This window comes from Paenarthrobacter sp. TA1.8 (assembly GCF_048595705.1).
Classification (GTDB): domain Bacteria; phylum Actinomycetota; class Actinomycetes; order Actinomycetales; family Micrococcaceae; genus Arthrobacter; species Arthrobacter nitroguajacolicus.
On the sequence record NZ_CP184287.1, the window covers coordinates 4,785,316 to 4,805,304 of the forward strand.

A 19,989-nucleotide genomic window follows, 5' to 3' on the forward strand; every position below is an offset into this window, starting at 1 on the left:
GTGCACTTCCTTGTGGTGGGTCGAAGGTAAGACTCTGGGTGGGAAACGCTGCGGGAGGATGGGGTACCAGCCTCCCGCAGCTGAAGCACTTAGTTGGATCGGCTACTTGACCGTGAAACCGGTCTTCTTCAGGTCATCTACGGTGACCTGCTGCATGTTGCTGACTGCGTCCAGGAAGGCACTCTTCTGCTTGGACTGCGCGGCCTTCGCGAACTGATCGTTGTAGGCGTTGTAAGCCACGTTGACGTTGGGGCCGTAGGTGAAGGAGCCCACGTTCTGCGCAGCCTCACCAACAACCTTGTAGAAATCGGGCTGGTTTGAGAAGAAGGCAGGAGCCTCAGTCAGGGACGATTCCGCACCTGCGGTGTCTGCGGGGTAGATGCCTGCTTCCTTGACCAGGGCCTTGACTGCTTCAGGGTCGGTGTTCAGCCACGTGGCGAACTTGGCTGCGGCGTCGAGGTTCTTGGACTGAGACGTCACGGCAGTGGAAGATCCGCCCCAGTTGCCGGTGGAGGGCTTGGAAGCATCCCACTGCGGCATGGGTGCCACTTTCCACATGCCGGCTGTGGCTCCGGCGTTACCCTCGAAAACGCCCGGGCCCCAAGCTGCGCTGAGCCAGCCAACCTGCTTACCGGTGTTCAGTGCAGTGTTCCACTCCGGGGTGTACATGGGCTTGTTGTCGATGACGCCCTCTTCTACGAGGCCGCCCCAGAATCCAGCCACCTTTTCCGTTGGCTCTTCTGCGATCTTCACATTCCAGGCGTCGCCATCAACGCCCCACCAGGAAGCTCCGGCCTGCTGGGCCATGCCTGTAAACCATCCGGCATCGTTGGAGGAGAACGTTCCGAGGTAGGCCTCGGGGTCTGCTGCGTGAACAGTCTTTGCTGCGGCCGCATACTCTTCCCAGGTTTTCGGAACAGCGATGCCCAGTTTCTCGAAGATGTCGGCACGGTAGTAGAAGACCATGGGGCCGGTGTCCTGGGGAACGGAGTACAGTGCGTCGCCGCCCAGCGTCACATCGTTCCAGACGCCATCGGGAAAGTGGCTCTTGGTTTCGTTGGCCACGGTGCCGGAGAGGTCGGCGAGCGCATCGGCTGCAACGAGTGTTGGGATCTTCTGGTACTCGGCTTGGATCAGGTCCGGGGCGCCGCTGCCGGCTTTGACTGCGGTGAGCAGCTTTGTCACGGCCGGGTCTCCACCGTCCTGCTTGTTGACGGTGACGTGGATGGTGGGATTTTTCTCGTTCCAGAGTTCCACCACCTTCTCCAGGTTGGGGGCCCAAGCCCAGTAGGTCAGTTCCACTTTTTGGTTGGGATCACTGGTGGCCGCGCTTTGGCTGCCTGCCGTGGATCCTCCTGAACAACCTGCGGCGAGCATTGTGGCCGCGGCGAGCATGGCTACGGCGCCTGCACGAAATGACTTTCGCATTTCGTCCTCCTTGTCGAAAAGCTGAATGGTGCTGTCTGGGATTCATCGCTCATCCGAGCGGAAGTCGGTATGACTGTGAGCGGTTCCAGTTAGTCACAGCCACGTGATCCATGTCAACACTCAATTTGATCTAGGCAGCGCAACTATTGCTGTGATAATACTGGGAGCGCACACAGTTCTAAGGAGATCATTCGATGACAGACGTCCTGCAGGCCCCCGCCACCCAACGCGCACCCGCGCCTTGGGTACAGCGACCGGCCGGCCTTTGCTATGGCGGGGACTACAACCCCGAGCAATGGCCCCGTGAGGTCTGGGTGGAAGACATCGCACTGATGAAGGAGGCCGGGATCAACCTGGTCAGCATCGGCATCTTCTCCTGGGTGTTGCTCGAACCGCGCGAAGGTGAATACGACTTCGAATGGCTTGATGCCTTGATGGACCTGCTCGCCGATGCCGGCATCAGTGTGGACCTCGGAACACCTACCGCGGCACCACCTGCCTGGTTCTGGAAGAAGTACCCCCAAGCGTGTCCCGTGACCCGCGAGGGCGTCACTCTGGGCAACGGATCGCGTGGCATGGTCAGCCCCAGCTCGCCGGAATACCGACGGGCCGCCACCAACATCACGGAGCAGCTCGCACGCCGCTACGGCACCCACCCCGCGCTGGTTCTTTGGCATGTCCACAATGAATACGGCGCTCCGGTCAGTGAGTCCTACGACCGGAATTCCGTGGTGGCGTTCCGCGACTGGCTTCGATCACGCTATGGCACCCTGGACGCCCTTAACCAGGCCTGGGGCACCCTCTTCTGGGGCCAGAAGTACGGCGAATGGGACGAGATCGACGCACCCAGGCTTTCGGCCAGCGTCAGCAACCAAGCCCAGCGGCTCGACTTCCGGCGGTTCACCTCGGACGCCATGCTGCAGTGTTTCATTGCCGAACGCGACGTCATCAAGAAATACACGCCCCACCTTCCCGTGACCACTAATTTCATGGCCACAAACTGCCTTTCTGCTGACTACTGGGCATGGGCCAAGGAGGTGGACATCGTGGCCAACGACCACTACCTGGTTGCCCAGCGCACCGACAACCACGTTCTGCTCTCCATGGACGCCGACCTCACGCGGTCCTTGGCAGGCAACCGCCCTTGGATGCTGATGGAACACTCCACGGGCGCCGTGAACTGGCAGGGCCGGAACATCGCCAAGCGACCCGGCGAGCTGGCCCGCAACAGCCTGTCACACCTGGCACGCGGGGCCGATGCCATCATGTTCTTCCAGTTCCGGGCGTCCCGCTACGGCGCGGAAAAGTTTCACTCCGCAATGCTCCCCCACGCCGGCACCGGCACGCGCATCTGGCGGGAGGTCCTGGACTTGGGTGACGACCTCAGGAAGCTCGCCCCGGTGAAGGGCTCAACCGTGCAGTCGCGGGTGGCCATCCTCTGGGAGGTGGAGTCGTTCTGGGCGCAGGATCTGGAATGGCGGCCCAGCAGCGACCTTGACCATCGCGAACGGATCGAGTCCTTCTACTCCGTCCTGTGGAACCACGGCATCAGCGTGGACTTCGCCCACCCCGAGGCCGACCTCTCCGGTTACGACCTGGTTCTCGCCCCGGCCCTCTATCTGGTGGGCGACAACGCAGCGGCGAACATCAGCCGCTATGTCCACGCCGGCGGGCATCTGATGGTGTCCTATTTCTCCGGGATCGTGGACGTCAACGACACCGTTCCCGCAGGCGCCTCCCCGGGCGGCCTCCGCGACGTTCTCGGCTTGGAGATCCACGAATTCCTGCCCTTGCGCGAGGACGAGATCATCACACTGGGCAACGGCGCCACCGGCACAGTGTGGTCCGAGGAAATCCATCCCGTCTCTGCCAGCGTGTTGAGCCGCTACACGTCCGGTCCCGCGGCCTCCGGCCCGGCCATCACCCGGAACGAGTTCGGCAACGGCACCGCTTGGTACGTTTCCACAAAGCTCGACGGCGGCCACCTCGCCGACGTTGTACTGGACGCAGTGGGGGCTGCAGGAATTGAGCTTGGAGTTCAACCGGTCGCCGGGCTGGAGGTAGCTTCACGCGGCTCCGACGAAGGCACGTTCACCTTCCTCATCAACCACACGGACGCCGACGCCGAATACCCCGCCACCGGACTCAACCTGCTCTCCGGTGAGAAGGTCAGCGGAACCGCGCACGTCCCCGCCGGTACCATCTGCGTCGTCCACACCCCGGCGGACCAGCACTGACCCACTGAACCAGGCTGCCGTTGAAACCAGACCGCCGGCCCGGACCGACTACGGTTCGGGCTGGCAACCCACCGCCCCCCCTGGCTGAACAGGTCAGCCAACCACCCGCCGTCGTGCTGGCACCCGCGGCCACTGCCTGTGCCTTGAAGCGCCCGTGATAGATTCGACAGGCGAAAAAACGCAAACAAAGGTGGTTGACCATGGGCGACGCGAGGACATCCCGGCCGCGGTATTTCAAGGCTGTTGCTGCATCGCTGTTGCTGGTGACCGTATCCGGCGGACTCTCGGCATGCCGGGAGGAAAAGAGACCCGCACCTCCTTATCCGGCCGTTGAATGGCAAGGAACTGCGCCGAGCGGGCCCATAGAGGCTGACCCGTGGGTCACGGCGGCCCGCAAATCCCTCGAGGCGCAGGCTGTGGCACAGAATATTACGGACTTCACCCTGCCCGAGCTGGTGGAGACCACTGGCTTGGAAGTCCGCGTCCGCATTTCCAGGCCTCCGTTGAACGACATCGCACAGAAACGTCGCCCGGACATCCGACCGGGACCTGATCCTTTCCTCCCTATGAAGGTCCAGCCGGGCCCGGTTCCCGGCACCGCCGAGGTGCACGGTTGCTTGGTGCGTTGGGCATCCGAAACTGGTGACGTGCCGGATGAACTGAGTGCCTCCGGCGTGATGTTCCGGATGGAACAACTCCAGGGAGGGCAACAACGGATCAGCAGCGTCGTTACACTTCCGGATCTGGACTGCAGTGCCGCCGCACCGCCCCTTGCATTGTTCGTGCCTGCTCCCCAGCCGTCGGATGTCACCGACGCAAAGGACGTTGTCCGGGCAAAGCGAACCGACATCGATCCTGCCTAACCGGTTCCTCAGCGTTCCCTGGCGGTCCTTTCAGCAAAATCGGTGAGTACCGCCGCCACAGCGTCCGGATGGCTCAGGGTAACGTAGTGGCCCCCCGGGATCTCGACCGGTTCAATTCCAAGCCGCTGTTGTACCTGTCTCCTCATGAAGGGCGCTGGGAAGAACTGGTCATCCCGGCACAAAATCGCCAAGGTGGGAACTTCGGGATGACGGCCGGGCCACGGCCCTGACATCCAAGCGCCTTGCTGGTCCCGTTCCCTCTCAGTGGCTTCGCGAGCCAACTCATCAGGCACAAGATTGAAGAAAGCGTCATCGGGGATCGTCTCCCGGTCATGCCCGGTGTTGGCCCACCAGTCCCCGAAGGTCTCACCCGGCATGGGAATCATTGCCGAGAGATACACCAGACCGTCGGAGTGGAGTTCGTCGCACACCAACGGTGCCGTGAAGCCTCCCAGCGAGTGGCCCACCACGATGGTGTGCTCAGCATCGCCAACTGCTTCCGTCACCGCGTGGGTATAGTCCTCAAGTCCAGCGTCGATGTCTTCGATGGGCAGGTCAACTGCCACGACGCCATGCCCGGATGCTTCAAGCAGCGGGCTGACCAAATGCCAGTCCCACGCGGTGGAACCACCACCGTGAATCAGTACGAAAACCGCCATCATTCCCCGTTTCACTTCAGGACGTGTGTGCTGTCACCAACGAATCCGGCTTGCTTTGCACGGTCCCCTTGGCTGTTGCTGTTGCCAAGGGAAGCCCGTTCCGGATCCAGTACTCAATGCCACCGATCATTTCCCTCACGGAGTAGCCGAGTTCAGCGAAGGCGAGCGCAGCGAAGGTGCTTCCGTTGCACCCCGGGCCCCAGGAATAGACCACTACTTGGGAACCGACTGGGATGAGTTCTTGTGCCAAGGCCGGAATATCCACCGTCGGAATATGTACGGCATCGGGAATATGTCCGTGATCCCACGAGGACTGCCGGCGTGTGTCCACCACAACCAATGAGCCGGGTTGGGACTCAGCCACTTCCATGACATCGATCTCGCACTGCAGCTTGGCGCGAAAATAGTCCGCTGCGCTGATACTCATGCGAGCTTCGCCAGTTTCGCGCTTGCCCGCCGCGAGCCCAGCTTGGCGGAGATCCGGAGGCTGGTCTCAGCTGCCATGGGCCCAACCTCCCGGACACGCTTAGCAGTCATCCGGGAGGACAACGACGATACTGATAGTGCGGCAACCACGTGATCGTCGTGGCCGAAGATCGGAGCGGCCACGCAGCGTACTTCCGGTTCATTCTCACGATCGTCTATGGAATAGCCGCGCCGGCGGATGGCCTCAAAATCAGCGCGAAGCAGGGAAGGGTCCGTAATGGTCTTCTCCGTCAGCGGGTGGAGCTCCGCCGCGAGGATCGGTCCTACCACTTCCTCCGGACTGAACGCCAGCATGGCCTTGCCCACGGCAGTGCAGTATGCCGGCATGGTGGCGCCGACGCGGGAAGCCATCCGCACCGTGGCCTCGTCCTCCACCTTGTCCAGGTAGACGACGTCGTGCCCGGAAAGCACCACCAGGTGGCAGGTGCTTTCCGTGGCGCGCATGAGGCTCCGGAGCTCGCCGTTGGCTACACTGCGCAGATCCACCCGGTCAAGGTATGACTGGCCCAGCCGCAAACAGCCGTGGCCCAGGCGGAACTTGCCTGTCTCGTGGTCGCGCTCCAGAAGATTTTCCTCCAGCAAAGGTGCAGCTAAACGCAACAGCGTGCTCTTGTTCAAACCGGACAGCCGGGAAAGCTCCACGAGCGCCAGCCCATCTCCATTACCAGGCTCCTCGGCCACCACAGTCAACAAAGCCAGCGCCTTGCGAAGCGATGCCGAGGAATTACGGACATCCTTGCCTTCAGTAGTCACTCAGTTCCTCACGAGCTGCTCGGCGTCGTAATCTCGTTTCCAACCCTCCACACCCGGCCGCTGCTGCCATGGTGCAGGCCCTGCAAGGGGACGGTACTCCACGCCCATAGCCTCAAGGCGCGCCAGATGTGCACCTGTAAGTCGGGTCAGGAACTCATCGTAGTCCCGGCCCTCCGGCTTGGACCAGAACACTTCAGAGATGGCGCTGAGGCGCGGGAACGCTGCGAACTGCACGCGGCGGGGCGAATCCAAGTGCTCGCTCCAGATGTTGGCCTGCGCTCCCAGGAGACGGCCGGGGACTTCCGTGCCGTCTACACCTGGCAGTGGCTCAAACTCGTAGACCGCCCGCAGAGTTGTCACGAAGCCCACGGGCACAGGCTCGTCGTCGCCGTCGGCTTGGCGATGGTCGAGGTACAGCTTGTGCTCAGGGCACATCACAACGTCGTACCCGTTCCTCAGGGCATCTATCCCGCCCTCGTATCCGCGCCAAGACGCCACGAGGGCACTGTCCGGGAGGCCGCCGTCGCCGATTTCATCCCACACGGATGTGGCGCGGCCGTGGCGTTTCAGATGCAACGCCAACTGCCCCACGAACCAACTGTGCAAGCCGGAAACATCGTCCAAGCCCAGCTCATTGGCCTTCGCTTGCGCCTGCGCACTGGCTTGCCATTGCGTGAGTGGCACTTCGTCGCCGCCGAGACTTATCCACGGGGAGGGGAAGATCTTCACCACTTCGTCCAGCACGTTCCGGTAGAACTCGAGCGAGGTATCGGACACTTCCAGGACCGTTTCACTGATACCCCACCGCGTCCACACCTCCACAGGCGTTGAACCGCCGACCGGGGGTGCGCCCAGCTCCGGATAGGCAGCGATGGCAGCCTGGCTGTGCCCGGGAACGTCGATCTCCGGGATGACGGTGATGTGCCGGTCAGCTGCGAAGGCCACAATCTCCCGGAGGTCGTCCTGCGTATAGAAGCCGCCATGCGGGCGGCCATCGAAGACGCCTGCGCGCCAGGAACCCAGCGATGATTCACGTCGCCACGCCCCGACCTCCGTCAGCTTGGGATACCGGTTGATCTGGATTCGCCACCCCTGATCATCCGTGAGGTGCAGGTGCAGGACGTTGAGCTTGTGCATGGCCATCACCTCGATGAACCGGAGCACGTTGTCCTTGGGCATATAGTGCCGCGCGACATCCAGCATGGTCCCGCGGTAGCCAAAGCGTGGCTTGTCCTCCACAGAAACGCGCGGTACTGGCCAGGTTCGTATCGAAGCAAGGGGAGCTTGCCGTAGGGCCGCTGGCCCCATCAGCTGCAACAGTGTCTGCGCACCGTAGAAGGCACCGGCAGCACCACCCGCAGAAATCACGACGTCGTCGCTCACCTCCAGGCGGTAGGCCTCGGCGTCGAGCGTGGGCTCCAGCCGGAGGCGAATGTCCGCTTCCTCAGACGGCACGGGTGCCAGGTCCCAACCCGTCGCTGCACCAAGAGCCCCGGCGAGCCAGCGGCGAGGCCCGCGCAGTTCAGGATCGGCGCCCAAGGTTGTGCCGGCGTCGAGCTCCAACTCGCCCGAGCCCGCGGAGAAGGACCACGGCGCCGGGACCAACTGGTGAGCCGCACTCATCCCTTCACCGCCCCAGCCAGTCCGGACACGAGCTTGCGCTGAACTGATACGAAGAAGATCAGCACAGGAATGGTCATGATGACCGAGCCGGCCATGATGGCTCCCCAATCGTTTTGGTCAGGCTTGAAGAACGTCAGCAGTGCCATGGGCAGCGTCTGGTTCTCCTGGGCGGAGATGATGAATGTTTTGGCAAACAGGAAGTCGTTCCAAGTGGAAATGAAGGAGAACACCGAACATGCCACCACTCCGGGTGCCACCAGCGGGAACAGGATGGAACGGACAAACCGGAAGCTGCTGGCGCCGTCCAAGCGGGCGGCTTCCTCAACCTCCAGCGGTACAGCGGCCACGAAACCACGCAGCATCCAAATAGCGAACGGAATGCTGAATCCGACGTGGACCAGAACTAGAGAGCCCAATTGGTTCAGCCCCACCAACGGGACGGCCTCCCCGGCATTGCGCAGGAGGAAGAACAGCGGAATGGTCAGTGCTTCAACAGGCACCATTTGCGAGACCAGGATGATGATCAGCAGTTTGGTGCGCATCTTGAAGTTGTAGCGCGTCAGGGCCACGGCTGCGAGGAACGCCAGGACGGTGGATAGCACCACCACCACCAGAGCCACGATCACGCTGTTGAGGAAGTACTGGCCAAAATTGTTCACACCCAGGACGCGCCCGAACGAGTCCAGCGACGGTTCCAGCGTGTACGGTGCCGCATCACCGGCGTCGAGCGCAGTTTTGGGTTTCAGCGCGGACAGCACCATCCAAAACAGTGGGAAGGCAACGATCAGGGCGATGACAATCGCCGCGGCATCGGCTCCGAAGCGGCGCTTGCCTTGCTTGCGCAGCTTCTGCGGAGCCTCCGCTTGCGTCTTTCTGCGAGGGACTGAGGAAACGTCGACGGCGGTCATAGGGCTTCGCCTGTTCTCTTGAGTATCCGGAGGTAGACCAGGGTGATGACCATGAGGAGGGCCGTCATGATGACGCCGAGCGCAGAACCGAGGCCATAGAGGCTGGCGGCGAATGCCTGCTGGTAGCCGTACACGTTGAGCACCAGGTTCTGGCCCGCGATCCCACCGCCGTTGGTCATGATGTAGATCTGCGAGAAGATCTTGAAGTTCCAAATGATGGATTGGATGGTCACCACGATCACGATTGGCCTGAGCATCGGGAGCATGATGCTGCGCGCAATCCTGGGCATGGAAGCACCGTCAATCCTGGCCGCTTCAATGACCTCCGTGGGGATCGCCTGGATGCCGGCGTAGACCGTGACCAGCACGAACGGGAACGAGCACCACACCACTTCGCTGGCAACGAGCCCAAACGCCGACCATTTGTCGTAGGTCCAGGAGTAGCCCTCAAACTGGGTCAGCCCGATGGCCACCAGCGTCTTGTTGACCAGGCCCAAGGTTGGCTCGAACAGGAAAAGCCAAACGGCACTGCCCGTGACCGCAGGGGTAGCCCACGCGCCGAGCGAGACGACGAACAGCATCGAACGGACCCACGGGCGCAGCCTGGTTGCGAGCACTGCGAGGGAGCTGCCCACCAGCAAGGTGAAGACCACGCAGGCGGTGGCAAACACCACCGTATTGCCAAGGACAGTCCAGAACTGTGGGTCAGCGAAAAGCTTCTGGTAGTTCTCGAGGCCCACGAAGTTCAGGGGCGCCTTGCCGCTGACCTGTGCCTGGCGGTAGTCGTACAGCGAGACGTTGATCAGCTGGAAGATCGGGTAGCCAAGCAGCGCGATCAGGACGATGAACGCCGGGGCCAGGTAGAGCCATGGCTCCAGCCGGCGCTTTCCGTTGGAGAAACGCCGGGACTTGCGGGCCGCCGTCGTGGATCCACTGTCCGGCCTGCCACTTTCCGGGACATCCGGCAGAACCGGGGTGAGCGCTGTCATGATGCGTCCCTAAATGATGTACTGCAGCGCATCACTTGGAGCCGAATGCCGTGTTCATGGCCGTTGCAGCCTCGGTGGTTGCGGCATTGACGTCAGCCTTCCCTGTGACCACCTTCTGGTACATGCCGGTGAACACACCCTGGGCGTCGATGGTTGACCAGCTTTCAGTGACCGGGACGAACTTGGTGCCGGCGCCGAGGGTGTTGATGAACGGTTCCACCTGCTTGTTGTTCTCCGCTACGGACTTCTGCACGTCGCTGAAGGTGGGGAGGTTGCCCATGGAATCGAACATCTTCTGCTGGTACTTCTTGCTGGCCAGCGTCTTTACGAAGTCGGCTGCGAGGGTGCGGCGTTCGCTGCTGTTGAAGACACCCAGGTTGTTACCGCCAGCAAAGGCCGGTGCGATGGAACCGGCCGTCTTGCCGGGAACGGGAACCACGGCGAACTTGTCCTTGATGGCACTGGCTGCGACAGCCTTGTAGTTGAAGTCGCCGCCGATGGTCATGGCCGATTTACCTGCAATGAACTGCTGGACACTGGCGTTTCCACCGAACTCGGCGCAGGTTTGGGCCGGGCAGATATCGTCCTTGAGGAGTCGCGTGTAGGCGGCGACGCCTTCCCGCGACTCAGCGGAGTCCAGTCCGGAAACGAACGCGTCGCCTTCCTTCGTGGCTATCTCGCCGCCGTTGGCCCACAGATACGGCATGGCCGAGAACTGCGCGGCGCCACCCACGGAAATGCCCAGCAGGTCCGGTTTCGCTGCACGGACAGCACGGGCAACGGTTTCTACCTCATCCAAGGTCTTGGGGACCTCAAGGCCCAGCTGCTGCAGGAGGTCCGTGCGGTAGTAGAGGGCGCGAACGCCAACGAACCACGGAACACCGTAGTTCTTGCCGTCGATCTCAGTGGTGTCCAGGATTTTCTCGTCCAGGTCCTTGGCCTCATCCCAGGACTTGATGTCCTCGGTGACGTCGGCCAGTCCGCCGGATGCAACGTAACTAGCGAGGTCGGTGTTACCGAACTCAGCCACGTCCGGCGCGCTGGAAGGATCGTTGAATGCCGCCTTGAATCGCTCGGCGCGGCTGTCGACGGGAATGTACTGGACATCGATCTTGGCACCGCTGTGTGCCGCTTCGAATTCAGCAATGGCTTCCTTGACCACTGCGGCCTTGGGATCCTGATTGACCTCGGAGAAGAGCCAGACGCGGACGGTGCCCGTCTGCTCGTCCGAGCTGGAGGCTGCGTTGTTTGAGATGGGCGGAGCGCAAGCGGTCAAGGCGAGCGCTGCGATGGCTATGGCCGCTGCGGAGCGTGCGAGTTTCAAGTGTCCTCCAAGGAGAAAGTTGGGTTCCGCGGGATTTCCCCCTCCGCGGCTATGAGACCAAACACTATGAACGTGCGGGTGTGGGCGGAAGCACATTTACCAAAAGGTTTGCATTGCAAAACAAGAATCCAGATTTTGGATCTTTTGGTCTATACCTACCTCCTTGGTTGGTCTAGTCCTTTACTGGCGTGATGACTACCAGGGCTCGTGGACTCCTGATTGTTTTTATACCCCCAGGGGGTACTTGACGCGATACCCCCTATGGGTATAGCTTCGAGTTATGAGCACGCCAGACCTGAGCATGAGCAATCCGGATGCACCCATCATCGAGGTGGATCTGGAGCACGCCGCACCCCACGGCTACACCAGCAACAAGGATGCCTACCTCAAACGCTTGAAACGGATTGAAGGGCAAGTCCGCGGTATCGCGCGGATGGTGGAGGACGACAAATACTGCATCGACATCCTCACCCAGGTAGCAGCTGCCACCAAGGCCCTCCATGCAGTCAGCTTGGGACTCGTAGAAGAGCACATCGGCCACTGCGTCGTGGGTGCCGCCTCCGAGCCCAACCCCGAAGCCCGCGCCGAACAGATCGACGCCAAAGTAAAGGAGGCCACCGATGCCATCGGGCGCCTGCTGCGGTAACTCCGCCAACAACCACCACACCATTCAACTCATCACCAAGGAGAGCGCCATGAGCCAGACCATCCAGACCAACGTCAACGTTTCGGGTATGACCTGCGGCCACTGCGTCTCCAGTGTCAGCGAAGAAATTGAGTCGCTCAGCGGCGTCGAAAACGTGGCCGTGGACCTCAACCCAGGTGGCCTGTCCACTGTGACCATCACATCAACCAAGGAGCTCTCGCCGTCTGAAATCGGCGAGGCCGTGGCAGAAGCCGGCTACCTGGTGGTAGCCAACGAAGCTTAGGAGTCCTCTTGAGTAGCCAGGAGACCTTCAACCAACCCGCACACCGGGTCATCGAGCTGGACATCGAGGGCATGACCTGCGCCTCGTGCGTCAATCGAGTGGAACGAAAACTGGGCAAGCTCGAGGGCGTGGAGGCCAGCGTCAACCTGCCCCTCGAATCAGCCCACGTCACCGCCCCGGCAACCGTGACAGATCAGCAGATTGTGGACACCGTCAACGCGACGGGATACAAAGCCACCGTCCGCCAAGCCCCCGCGCCGCACACCCGCAAGCCCCACTCCCCCGAACCCCAAACCAACCACGAACACACCATCGGCCTTCAGGCCCACGAGGCCCACGAGGCCCACGGACACGCTCCTACAAAACAAACCCAGGAACACCGTGCCGACGTCGGCGGGTCAGGAAGGGTCCCAGGTGAAGCCTTCGGCGGCGTGCGGCAGCATGCGTCTAAGGGAGGAACGACCGAGCATGCAGAGCACGGCGCCGAAGGCGCCAGTGGCGCCGCGGAAGCCAACCACACTGACCACGCCACACACAAAGACCACATGTCCCACGGCCCTGCTGCATCAACCCTGCGCCCACGCCTGATCGTCGCAGCACTGCTAACCATTCCGGTGTTCGCGATCTCGATGATCCCGGCCCTGCAGTTCGCCAACTGGGGATGGGTTGTGGGCGCGATGGCCCTACCCGTGGTGAGCTGGGCGGCCTGGCCCTTCCACAGAGCAGCCGCAATCAATGCCCGGCACTTCGCCTCCACCATGGACACGCTCGTTTCCATTGGCGTCATCGCTGCTTACCTCTACTCGGCGTGGCAACTCTTTGTGGATCCACGCATGACCGAACACCCCGGCATGGAAAACATGTCCGGGGGCGGCCTGTACTTCGAGGTTGCTGCAGTGGTCACAACGTTCCTGCTTCTGGGCCGCTACCTTGAAGCGAACGCGAAGGCCAAAGCCGGCAACGCGCTCAAGGCGCTGCTCAACCTGGGTGCCAAGGATGCAACGATCCTCGTGGAGGGCGTGGAGCAGAAGATTCCTGCCGATCAACTCCTCGTAGATGACGTCATTGTTGTCCGCCCGGGGGAGAAAATTGCCACTGACGGCGTAGTCACGGACGGTGCTTCCGCCGTCGACGCCTCACTGGTCACCGGCGAATCGGTGCCGGTGGAGGTAGGACCGGGCAGCCTGGTGACGGGCGCTACGATCAACACCTCCGGTCGCCTGCTGGTCCGGGCCACCCGCGTGGGCTCCGACACGACGCTCGCTCAGATGGGGCGCTTGGTCAGCCAGGCACAGACGGGCAAGGCACCCATTGCGCGGCTCGCGGACAGGATCAGCTCCGTCTTCGTTCCGATCGTGCTGGTGATTGCCGTGCTCACGTTCGTCCTTTGGCTGTTTATCTCGGGCGACCTCAACGCGGCCTTCACGGCAGCCGTTGCCGTGCTGGTGATCGCCTGCCCCTGCGCCTTGGGCCTGGCAACTCCCGTCGGGCTGCTGACAGGGACGGGCCGCGGAGCTCAACTGGGCATCCTCATCAAAGGCCCCCAGGTTCTTGAGGACACCCGCCATGTGGACACCATCCTGCTGGACAAGACGGGCACCGTCACCAGCGGCAAGCTCGCTGTGGACCACACTGTGGGCCTCAACGGCTACGCCCCGGCCGCCGTCCTAACACTGGCGGGAGCTGTTGAATCGGCCTCTGAGCATCCGATCGCCCACGCGATTGCTGCCGCGGCAAAGGACGCCATGCCCGACGCCGGCACCCTGCCTGGTGTTGCCGGTTTCAGTTCCGCTCCCGGCGGCGGCGTGAGGGGAACCGTTGCAGTAGACGGCGTCTCAAGGACTGTGGTTGTCGGACGCTCGGGCTGGCTCGAGGAGAACGGCATCGCGCTCGATTCAAGCCAACGGGAAGCCTTGGCGTCAGAAGAAAACGGCGGCGCTACAGCTATCTGGGTTGCAGTGGACGGTCAGGCTGCAGGAATCGTCAGCCTGAGGGACACCATCAAGCCCGGTTCCGCAGCGGCGATACAAAAGTTGAAGGACATGGGAATCCGCCCCATCCTCCTGACCGGCGATAACGCTGCAGTAGCCGCCCAAGTGGCTGCCGCCGTCGGGATATCACCGGAAGACGTGTTCGCCGGCGTACTGCCGGAGGGGAAAGTTGAGGCGGTCAGGAAGCTCCAGGCGTCCGGTGCCACGGTGGCCATGGCAGGTGATGGCGTCAACGACGCCGCGGCTTTGGCACAGTCGGACCTCGGTATCGCGATGGGTTCGGGAACGGACGTTGCCATCGAAGCTTCTGACCTGACCGTGATGGGCAGTGATCTGGGTCAGCTGGTGCAGGCAATTGAGCTGTCCCGCAAGACACTGTCCACCATCAAGACCAACCTGTTCTGGGCGTTCTTCTACAACGCGATCGGCATCCCAGTGGCAGCACTTGGATTCCTGAACCCGATGATCGCCGGCGCAGCCATGGCAGCCAGCTCCGTGCTGGTAGTTGCGAACTCGCTGAGGCTGCGCTCGTTCGGGAAGTAGACCTAACTGACTGGCAGTTGTGGCCTGGGCTACGCGGTTCCGAACCGGACCGCAGCCCGGGCCTTCGCTTTCGCGGCTTCCTCGTCACGGTTCTTCGCCGGGCCGTGGCTCACCAAGGAGTCCAAGAGATGCTGCGTAATGTGCGCGATCTCGTGCACAGCCTCCGCGAAGGCTTCCTCGTTGGCTTTGGAGGGCTTGGTGGATCCGCTGATTTTGCGCACGTATTGCAGGGCAGCGGCCTCCACTTCGGCGCTCGTAGCGTGCGGTTCGAAGTTATGCAGGGTCCTGATATTGCGGCACATAACCCCATGCTAACTATGGGCAGTGCTACATGGGGAGGGGTGCCCATCGACGGTTTTTGGATTCCCGGGATAGGTTTTAGTTATTGGATCTTCCGGATGAGCCGGAGGCCGTTGGGGATGCCGAAGAGCTCGGGTCCGAAAAATGAAGGAGAATCTCATGGCTATTTGGGGTGCAGATGTTGATCAGCTTCGTCAGCTCGGTAACAAGCTGAAGGCCGGTGCTGAGAACATCGAGCAGCAGCGTTCACAGCTCAAGGGCGCACTTGACGGCACCGACTGGAAGGGCCCGGACGCTGACAAGTTCCGCGGCGAGTGGGACAGCCAGCACGCTTCCAACCTGAAGAAGGTTGCCGACGCACTTCGTGAAGCCGGCGATCGCGCTCAGAAGAACGCTGAGCAGCAGCAGCAGGCTTCCAACTAAGACAGTTGGGAAAACCCCGGACGCATCAGCGTCCGGGGTTTTCGCTGTTAAAGGCATGGCTCCCGGTGTTGTTCGCCCGTACCGCCGTTGTATGGCAGGGACTTCGAATGAACCCGGGAGTTCCGTGGCTTAGCTGCGGGGCGCCTTGGTGACATGTCCGGAGGGGACGGGTTCCACGTCGTTCGGGTGATCAAGAACGCGGGCCGCTTCTTGGGCAGTAACGGCCGCCCTGCGATCTCCCCGCAGCTCATCGACCCGGACCAGGACCACGCCGCCCACAATGAGGAGGCCGCCCAGCAGCTGAATGGGGCCGGGGAGTTCCCCCAGGAGCAGCCATGCCCAGATCACGGCGAACAGCACTTCAGTGAGAGACACGAAGGACGCTACCTTCGAGCCCAGGCTGCGGGCAGCCATGATGCCGGAAACGTACGCGAGCACTGTGGCCAGGATGACGAGTCCGACTGCGGAGACCCACCACGGAGTGGTCCACGGCCCCAGCGTAGTGTCTGCGGTGCTGAAGGTCATGGGCAGCAGCCCCAGCAGCCCGACGAGCCACATGACCAGCGCGCCCACCAAGAGGCCCCCGGAAGCGAGCACCAGCGGAGGGAGGCTGTCATTCTCCTTGGCAGTGATGAAGAAGTAGATCACTAGGCAGACTGCGGCGGCCATACCCCAAAGGACTCCAATAAAGTCGACCTTCACGGCACCCGTCAGATCAAGCACCAGGACCAGTCCGCCCAGGGACAACAGGGCACCGGAAGCAGTGAGCGCACGGGGCCGCCGTCGGCTGGCAATCCAGAGCCACAGCACAATCATCACCGGAGCCAGATACTCAAGCAGCAGCGCGACGCCCACGGACAATCGGGCCACGGCATTGAAGTAAAAGAGCTGGCACCCCGCAACTCCGATGAGCCCGAACAGCAGGATGGTGAGCCAGTTGTCCTTGAGTTGGTGCCACCGGCCGCGGAGAACCACGACGGCGGGGATCACCAATATCAGTGCGGCACCAGTAAGGCGCACGGCAACAGCGGCGCCGGGTGACCAGCCGGTTTCAAGCATCGACTTGGCAAACGAGCCGGACGTGCCGAAAACGGCGGAAGAAAAGAGTGCGATGCCGAGTCCTGATGCCAGGAAACTCTTTGCATCAGCCTTCGTCGTTGGAGCTGACACAGCAGCCTCCTGTCAGGAGTAAAGTGGGCTTATGGTCATGACAGTACTCTCGAAACATGTAAGGAGTCAAAGTGCTTTTTGCGCCTGACACCGAGGTAGCCCTTCGTAGCGTCGTCAATCTGATCAATACGGCCGCCAACGGCGCGGAATCGCTGGTCACAATGGAAGACCTCGATTCCTTCCTGGAAGCTGAAGAGTTCACCGGATCACGGGTGAACACTCCTGCGGAACTGAGCAGCATCAAGCGCCTCCGCAGCGAACTGGCGGCACTTTGGAGCGCTGACGAGGACACGGCAGCCAAGTCCGTCAACAAACTGCTTGCCGACGCAAAGGCACTCCCGCAACTGGTGAAACATGACCACTGGGACTGGCACCTCCACGCCACCACCCCGGAAGCACCGCTGGCAGTCCGAATGGGAACCGAAGCTGCCATGGCCATCATCGACGTCATCCGCAGCAAGGAAATGGACCGCATGCGCGTGTGCGCGGCGGACGACTGCGACGCCGTCGTGCTGGACCTCAGCCGCAACCGCTCCAAGCTCTACTGCGATACAGGGAACTGCGCTAACCGCGCCCACGTTGCTGCGTATCGCGCGCGGAAGGCCGCCGAGGGCGAGTGATAAAGGCCGGCGCGCCGCTTACTCTGGCGGCAACGTCGCACGCTCAATCCCAGTGTGACTAGATTCACGCCTCGTTTTGCATCACGAATCCCGTATTGACGTCACCTATCCCTAAGCAAGGACATTCGGGCAACCCTCGACGAGGACGGCCCGCCAGCGCGTCAGGGATAGGAATTCCATGCGGAAAAAGTTCGAGCGTACACGCACCGTCACCACAGCGATTGCCGGAGCGGTCTTGGCAATGTCTTTCTCCGTTGCCCCGGCGTCTGCCGCCCCCGTGGTTGACGGGGGCCAGACGGGTTCCATTACTATCCACAAATTTGAAAAACCACCGCGACCCCCGATCAATGGCGGCGGGAACAACTTTGGGGCCGGGGACGCTGTCGCCATGGCAGCACCCGACACCTCCGGGTTGACGCCGTTGGGTGGCATCGAGTTCACCATTCAGCAGGTCAATACCATTGACCTGTCGACCAACGCCGGTTGGGACGCTGCCCATAACCTGAGCAGCGTCTTCGCCCCCGCCGATCCTGAAGGCTCCATCACCGGCGCCGGATACACCTTGGGTGCAGGGCAGGCCCAGACCACCGCTGCTGACGGCACCGCAGCGTTCGCCAACCTCCCTGTCGGCCTGTACCTGGTCACCGAGACCAACTACCCCGCCGGTGTGACTCCTGCAGCTCCGTTCCTGGTATCGGTTCCCTTGACCGACCCGGATAACCAGGACAACTGGATCTACGATGTTCACGTCTACCCGAAGAACTCCATTGCCGGTGCAGAAAAGACCGTCACGGATGCCCCCGACGTGAAGCTGGGCGACCAGATCGACTTCACCATCACCGGTGACATCCCCAACGAAGCCGTCATCGATGGTTACAAGATCGTGGACGTCCTCGATCCCAAGCTGAGCTACGTCGGCGCCACCGCCACCCTGGTCGATGGCACCGTCATCACCGAAGGTACCGACTACAACGTCGTCTTCGACGCCGCAACCAACACGGTCTCCATAGTCTTCACCCCCGCAGGCCTGGCAGTACTGGCCGCACACGTGGACACCAGCGTTCAGGTCGTGGTGAACACCACGGTCAACACCATCGGTGAAATCGAAAACGAAGCCCTGGTTTACCCGAACCTGCCCAGCTTCGACGTAACCCCGGGCCAGCCCGGAGGACCGATCGTGACGCCTCCGGTCGTGACCAAGTGGGGCGAAATGACCCTGCAGAAGGTCAACGAGAACGGCACAGCCCTTGCCGGCGCTGCCTTCTCCGTCTACGCCAACGAAGCTGACGCCCTGGCCGGCACCAACCCGATCGTCCTGAACGGTCAAAGCGTCTTCGCCGTCGCAGCCGATGGCACCCTGACCATCTCCGGTCTGCGTTACTCGGACTGGGCAGATGGCGCAGCTGTTGCACCGGGCTCGGCTGACTACCGCACCTACTACCTGGTGGAGACCACCGCCCCGGCCGGATACGAACTGCTCGCCGAGCCGATCTCCTTCCTGATCAACTCAGCATCCACCACGGTTGGCATTGACCTGAGCGTCAAGAACATCCCGTCCAACGGCGGCTTCGAACTGCCCCTCACCGGTGGCGTCGGAACCGGCCTGCTCTACGCAGCCGGAACACTCCTGGTCGTAGGCGCAGGACTCCTGTTCGTACGGAACCGTCGCAACACCAGGAACTAGTCGCCATCCGTCCGCTCAAAGCCAGCTCTACGGAAGTGGAGCGTTGGACCCTGGAGGTCAGTGGCCGGCGTCGGGCGTTTCAGTCTCGGAATCCGGGGCACCCGGGCCGCCGTGGCCGGGCCGCTTGGAGCTGAGGTTGACGCCGGAGCCTTTGCCGAGGTGGTCGGCATTCTCCTTGTGGCTCATGGACAGCATGGCCGCCACAACGAGGCTCACGATGAATGCGATGCCGGCTCCCGTGAAGGCGAGGTCGAAACGTGGCGCGCGTGCGCTGCCGCCGGAGGCGAAAATGAGCACGGCAACGAAGGCCAGTACGGCGAAGAACGCGGAGAACATGAGGGGTCCCTTGACCGAGGTCCGCATCTTGCGCGGTTCTCCTGGTGTCTGGTCTGCCACGGTCATTCCTCCAATGATGGCGGTTCGTGTCCGCCGGTCAGCAAAAGTTCTACAAAGAGTAGAACGTCCAGCTACTAGTTTACGGCCTCAGGCGAAGCGCCGGGCGCAGCGGTTCGGGAAGGACCGCTGGCCCCGGTCTTGGCATCGTGCCTCAGCGTCAACCCTGAGAGGATCCACAGCACGCCGGAAATGATGGCCCCACCACCGGCCACGCCCAGCAGCGCATGTGCGCCCAGCGAAGTAAAGAACGGCAGCATCACAGCGGTGCCCACTGCAATAACGCCCGAAATGAGCCAATCACGCGCCAACTCGTCCCGCTTCCGGAGACCGTGGACGAACTCAAGGAGGCCCAGCACCAGCAGTGCAAACATGGCCGAGAGGGCAACACCCTCGTCAGACTGCGTGACCAACGCGCCGGCGCCTCCGAGCGCAACAACCAGCGGAACCGCCACAGGCAAAGCCCGGGACATCCACACAGCCCCCGCCGTCGCGAGCAAATACAGCCCCACAGCCCACGCCAGGACGTGCACGGACGGCGAAGCCCAGAAGATGGTGACCGCGCCGAACAGCAGTGCAACCGTGGCACGGATCAGCACGGGTTTCCAGAGTACGTCCGCGGGAGCAGAAGGAGTCTGGGCAGGAATCGCTGGGAGAGTCACCCGT

20 protein-coding genes are annotated in these 19,989 nt (G+C 62.2%); 8 read left to right on the plus strand and 12 right to left on the minus strand.

The features are described 5' to 3' along the window. Positions 1-102: 102 nt before the first annotated feature. A complete protein-coding gene (locus ACNAOT_RS22330) occupies positions 103-1,428 on the minus strand; it encodes an ABC transporter substrate-binding protein (protein ID WP_420179453.1) in 1,326 nt (441 codons plus the stop codon). Between the two features lie 194 nt (positions 1,429-1,622). Between ACNAOT_RS22330 and ACNAOT_RS22335 the strand changes: the two genes are divergently transcribed. Further along, on the plus strand, positions 1,623-3,665 hold the full coding sequence (locus tag ACNAOT_RS22335) for a beta-galactosidase (protein WP_420179454.1): 2,043 nt from the start codon (positions 1,623-1,625) through the stop codon (positions 3,663-3,665). Positions 3,666-3,865: 200 nt separating this feature from the next. Beyond that, positions 3,866-4,528, plus strand: coding sequence for a hypothetical protein (locus tag ACNAOT_RS22340; RefSeq protein ID WP_420179455.1), 663 nt, complete (start codon positions 3,866-3,868; stop codon positions 4,526-4,528). 8 nt (positions 4,529-4,536) lie between these two features. On the opposite strand, the gene ACNAOT_RS22345 is transcribed toward ACNAOT_RS22340, so the two are convergent. From ACNAOT_RS22345 to ACNAOT_RS22375, 7 genes are read right to left on the minus strand one after another with little or no spacing between them, the layout of a single operon-like run. Next, positions 4,537-5,190: an alpha/beta fold hydrolase gene (locus ACNAOT_RS22345; protein WP_420179456.1), complete on the minus strand. Its 654-nt coding sequence runs from the start codon at positions 5,188-5,190 to the stop codon at positions 4,537-4,539. A 13-nt stretch (positions 5,191-5,203) separates the two neighbouring features. Next, complete coding sequence (locus ACNAOT_RS22350) at positions 5,204-5,614, minus strand: rhodanese-like domain-containing protein (protein ID WP_420179457.1); 411 nt, start codon at positions 5,612-5,614, stop codon at positions 5,204-5,206. Beyond that, complete coding sequence (locus ACNAOT_RS22355) at positions 5,611-6,426, minus strand: IclR family transcriptional regulator (RefSeq protein ID WP_420179458.1); 816 nt, start codon at positions 6,424-6,426, stop codon at positions 5,611-5,613. The genes ACNAOT_RS22350 and ACNAOT_RS22355 overlap by 4 nt, the downstream gene beginning before the upstream one ends. Beyond that, entirely contained in the window at positions 6,427-8,049 is a 1,623-nt protein-coding gene (locus ACNAOT_RS22360) for a beta-N-acetylhexosaminidase (RefSeq protein ID WP_420179459.1), read from the minus strand. Further along, entirely contained in the window at positions 8,046-8,957 is a 912-nt protein-coding gene (locus tag ACNAOT_RS22365; protein ID WP_420179460.1) for a carbohydrate ABC transporter permease, read from the minus strand. The genes ACNAOT_RS22360 and ACNAOT_RS22365 overlap by 4 nt, the downstream gene beginning before the upstream one ends. After that, positions 8,954-9,946, minus strand: coding sequence for a carbohydrate ABC transporter permease (locus ACNAOT_RS22370; RefSeq protein WP_420179461.1), 993 nt, complete (start codon positions 9,944-9,946; stop codon positions 8,954-8,956). The genes ACNAOT_RS22365 and ACNAOT_RS22370 overlap by 4 nt, the downstream gene beginning before the upstream one ends. 31 nt (positions 9,947-9,977) lie before the next feature. After that, positions 9,978-11,270 (minus strand): extracellular solute-binding protein, encoded by a 1,293-nt coding sequence (locus ACNAOT_RS22375; protein WP_420179462.1) that lies wholly within the window; start codon positions 11,268-11,270, stop codon positions 9,978-9,980. A gap of 280 nt (positions 11,271-11,550) precedes the next feature. Here ACNAOT_RS22375 and ACNAOT_RS22380 point away from each other — a divergent pair, with 280 nt between their 5' ends. Genes ACNAOT_RS22380 through ACNAOT_RS22390 form a run of 3 tightly spaced genes read left to right on the plus strand, consistent with a single transcriptional unit; the run spans position 11,551 to position 14,733 of the window. Further along, positions 11,551-11,916 carry a metal-sensitive transcriptional regulator gene (locus ACNAOT_RS22380; protein WP_420179463.1) on the plus strand — a complete coding sequence of 122 codons (366 nt, stop codon included), beginning with the start codon at positions 11,551-11,553 and terminating at the stop codon, positions 11,914-11,916. A 49-nt stretch (positions 11,917-11,965) separates the two neighbouring features. After that, the gene (locus tag ACNAOT_RS22385; protein WP_043471595.1) at positions 11,966-12,199 is read left to right on the plus strand and encodes a heavy-metal-associated domain-containing protein; all 234 of its coding nucleotides are present in this window, start codon (positions 11,966-11,968) and stop codon (positions 12,197-12,199) included. Between the two features lie 8 nt (positions 12,200-12,207). Then, a complete protein-coding gene (locus ACNAOT_RS22390) occupies positions 12,208-14,733 on the plus strand; it encodes a heavy metal translocating P-type ATPase (RefSeq protein ID WP_420179464.1) in 2,526 nt (841 codons plus the stop codon). 29 nt (positions 14,734-14,762) lie between these two features. Here ACNAOT_RS22390 and ACNAOT_RS22395 read toward each other — a convergent pair whose 3' ends face one another. Continuing rightward, a complete protein-coding gene (locus tag ACNAOT_RS22395; RefSeq protein ID WP_011776687.1) occupies positions 14,763-15,035 on the minus strand; it encodes a DUF2277 domain-containing protein in 273 nt (90 codons plus the stop codon). A 157-nt stretch (positions 15,036-15,192) separates the two neighbouring features. On the opposite strand from ACNAOT_RS22395, the gene ACNAOT_RS22400 reads away from it, so the two are divergent. Then, complete coding sequence (locus tag ACNAOT_RS22400; protein ID WP_011776688.1) at positions 15,193-15,456, plus strand: WXG100 family type VII secretion target; 264 nt, start codon at positions 15,193-15,195, stop codon at positions 15,454-15,456. 129 nt (positions 15,457-15,585) lie between these two features. On the opposite strand, the gene ACNAOT_RS22405 is transcribed toward ACNAOT_RS22400, so the two are convergent. Beyond that, positions 15,586-16,626 carry an EamA family transporter gene (locus ACNAOT_RS22405; protein WP_420179465.1) on the minus strand — a complete coding sequence of 347 codons (1,041 nt, stop codon included), beginning with the start codon at positions 16,624-16,626 and terminating at the stop codon, positions 15,586-15,588. 71 nt (positions 16,627-16,697) lie between these two features. Between ACNAOT_RS22405 and ACNAOT_RS22410 the strand changes: the two genes are divergently transcribed. Then, the gene (locus ACNAOT_RS22410) at positions 16,698-17,246 is read left to right on the plus strand and encodes a CGNR zinc finger domain-containing protein (protein WP_091464089.1); all 549 of its coding nucleotides are present in this window, start codon (positions 16,698-16,700) and stop codon (positions 17,244-17,246) included. A gap of 178 nt (positions 17,247-17,424) precedes the next feature. Beyond that, positions 17,425-18,930, plus strand: a complete 1,506-nt coding sequence (locus ACNAOT_RS22415; protein WP_420179466.1) for a SpaH/EbpB family LPXTG-anchored major pilin — start codon at positions 17,425-17,427, stop codon at positions 18,928-18,930. Between the two features lie 57 nt (positions 18,931-18,987). Here the strand turns inward: ACNAOT_RS22415 and ACNAOT_RS22420 are convergent, their stop codons facing one another. Together ACNAOT_RS22420 and ACNAOT_RS22425 are read right to left on the minus strand one after the other, a co-directional pair. Beyond that, a complete protein-coding gene (locus ACNAOT_RS22420) occupies positions 18,988-19,332 on the minus strand; it encodes a hypothetical protein (protein ID WP_091464094.1) in 345 nt (114 codons plus the stop codon). A 68-nt stretch (positions 19,333-19,400) separates the two neighbouring features. Beyond that, a complete protein-coding gene (locus ACNAOT_RS22425; protein WP_420179467.1) occupies positions 19,401-19,985 on the minus strand; it encodes a DUF308 domain-containing protein in 585 nt (194 codons plus the stop codon). Positions 19,986-19,989 lie beyond the last annotated feature (4 nt).

Coding starts and splice junctions, on each gene's coding strand:
- ACNAOT_RS22400 (WP_011776688.1), top strand. CDS start 15,193: ATGGCTATTTGGGGTGCAGATGTTGATCAGCTTCGTCAGCTCGGTAAC.
- ACNAOT_RS22340 (WP_420179455.1), top strand. CDS start 3,866: ATGGGCGACGCGAGGACATCCCGGCCGCGGTATTTCAAGGCTGTTGCT.
- ACNAOT_RS22385 (WP_043471595.1), top strand. CDS start 11,966: ATGAGCCAGACCATCCAGACCAACGTCAACGTTTCGGGTATGACCTGC.
- ACNAOT_RS22350 (WP_420179457.1), bottom strand. CDS start 5,614: ATGAGTATCAGCGCAGCGGACTATTTTCGCGCCAAGCTGCAGTGCGAG.
- ACNAOT_RS22335 (WP_420179454.1), top strand. CDS start 1,623: ATGACAGACGTCCTGCAGGCCCCCGCCACCCAACGCGCACCCGCGCCT.
- ACNAOT_RS22415 (WP_420179466.1), top strand. CDS start 17,425: ATGCGGAAAAAGTTCGAGCGTACACGCACCGTCACCACAGCGATTGCC.
- ACNAOT_RS22420 (WP_091464094.1), bottom strand. CDS start 19,332: ATGACCGTGGCAGACCAGACACCAGGAGAACCGCGCAAGATGCGGACC.
- ACNAOT_RS22345 (WP_420179456.1), bottom strand. CDS start 5,190: ATGATGGCGGTTTTCGTACTGATTCACGGTGGTGGTTCCACCGCGTGG.
- ACNAOT_RS22370 (WP_420179461.1), bottom strand. CDS start 9,946: ATGACAGCGCTCACCCCGGTTCTGCCGGATGTCCCGGAAAGTGGCAGG.
- ACNAOT_RS22330 (WP_420179453.1), bottom strand. CDS start 1,428: ATGCGAAAGTCATTTCGTGCAGGCGCCGTAGCCATGCTCGCCGCGGCC.
- ACNAOT_RS22380 (WP_420179463.1), top strand. CDS start 11,551: ATGAGCACGCCAGACCTGAGCATGAGCAATCCGGATGCACCCATCATC.
- ACNAOT_RS22365 (WP_420179460.1), bottom strand. CDS start 8,957: ATGACCGCCGTCGACGTTTCCTCAGTCCCTCGCAGAAAGACGCAAGCG.
- ACNAOT_RS22395 (WP_011776687.1), bottom strand. CDS start 15,035: ATGTGCCGCAATATCAGGACCCTGCATAACTTCGAACCGCACGCTACG.
- ACNAOT_RS22360 (WP_420179459.1), bottom strand. CDS start 8,049: ATGAGTGCGGCTCACCAGTTGGTCCCGGCGCCGTGGTCCTTCTCCGCG.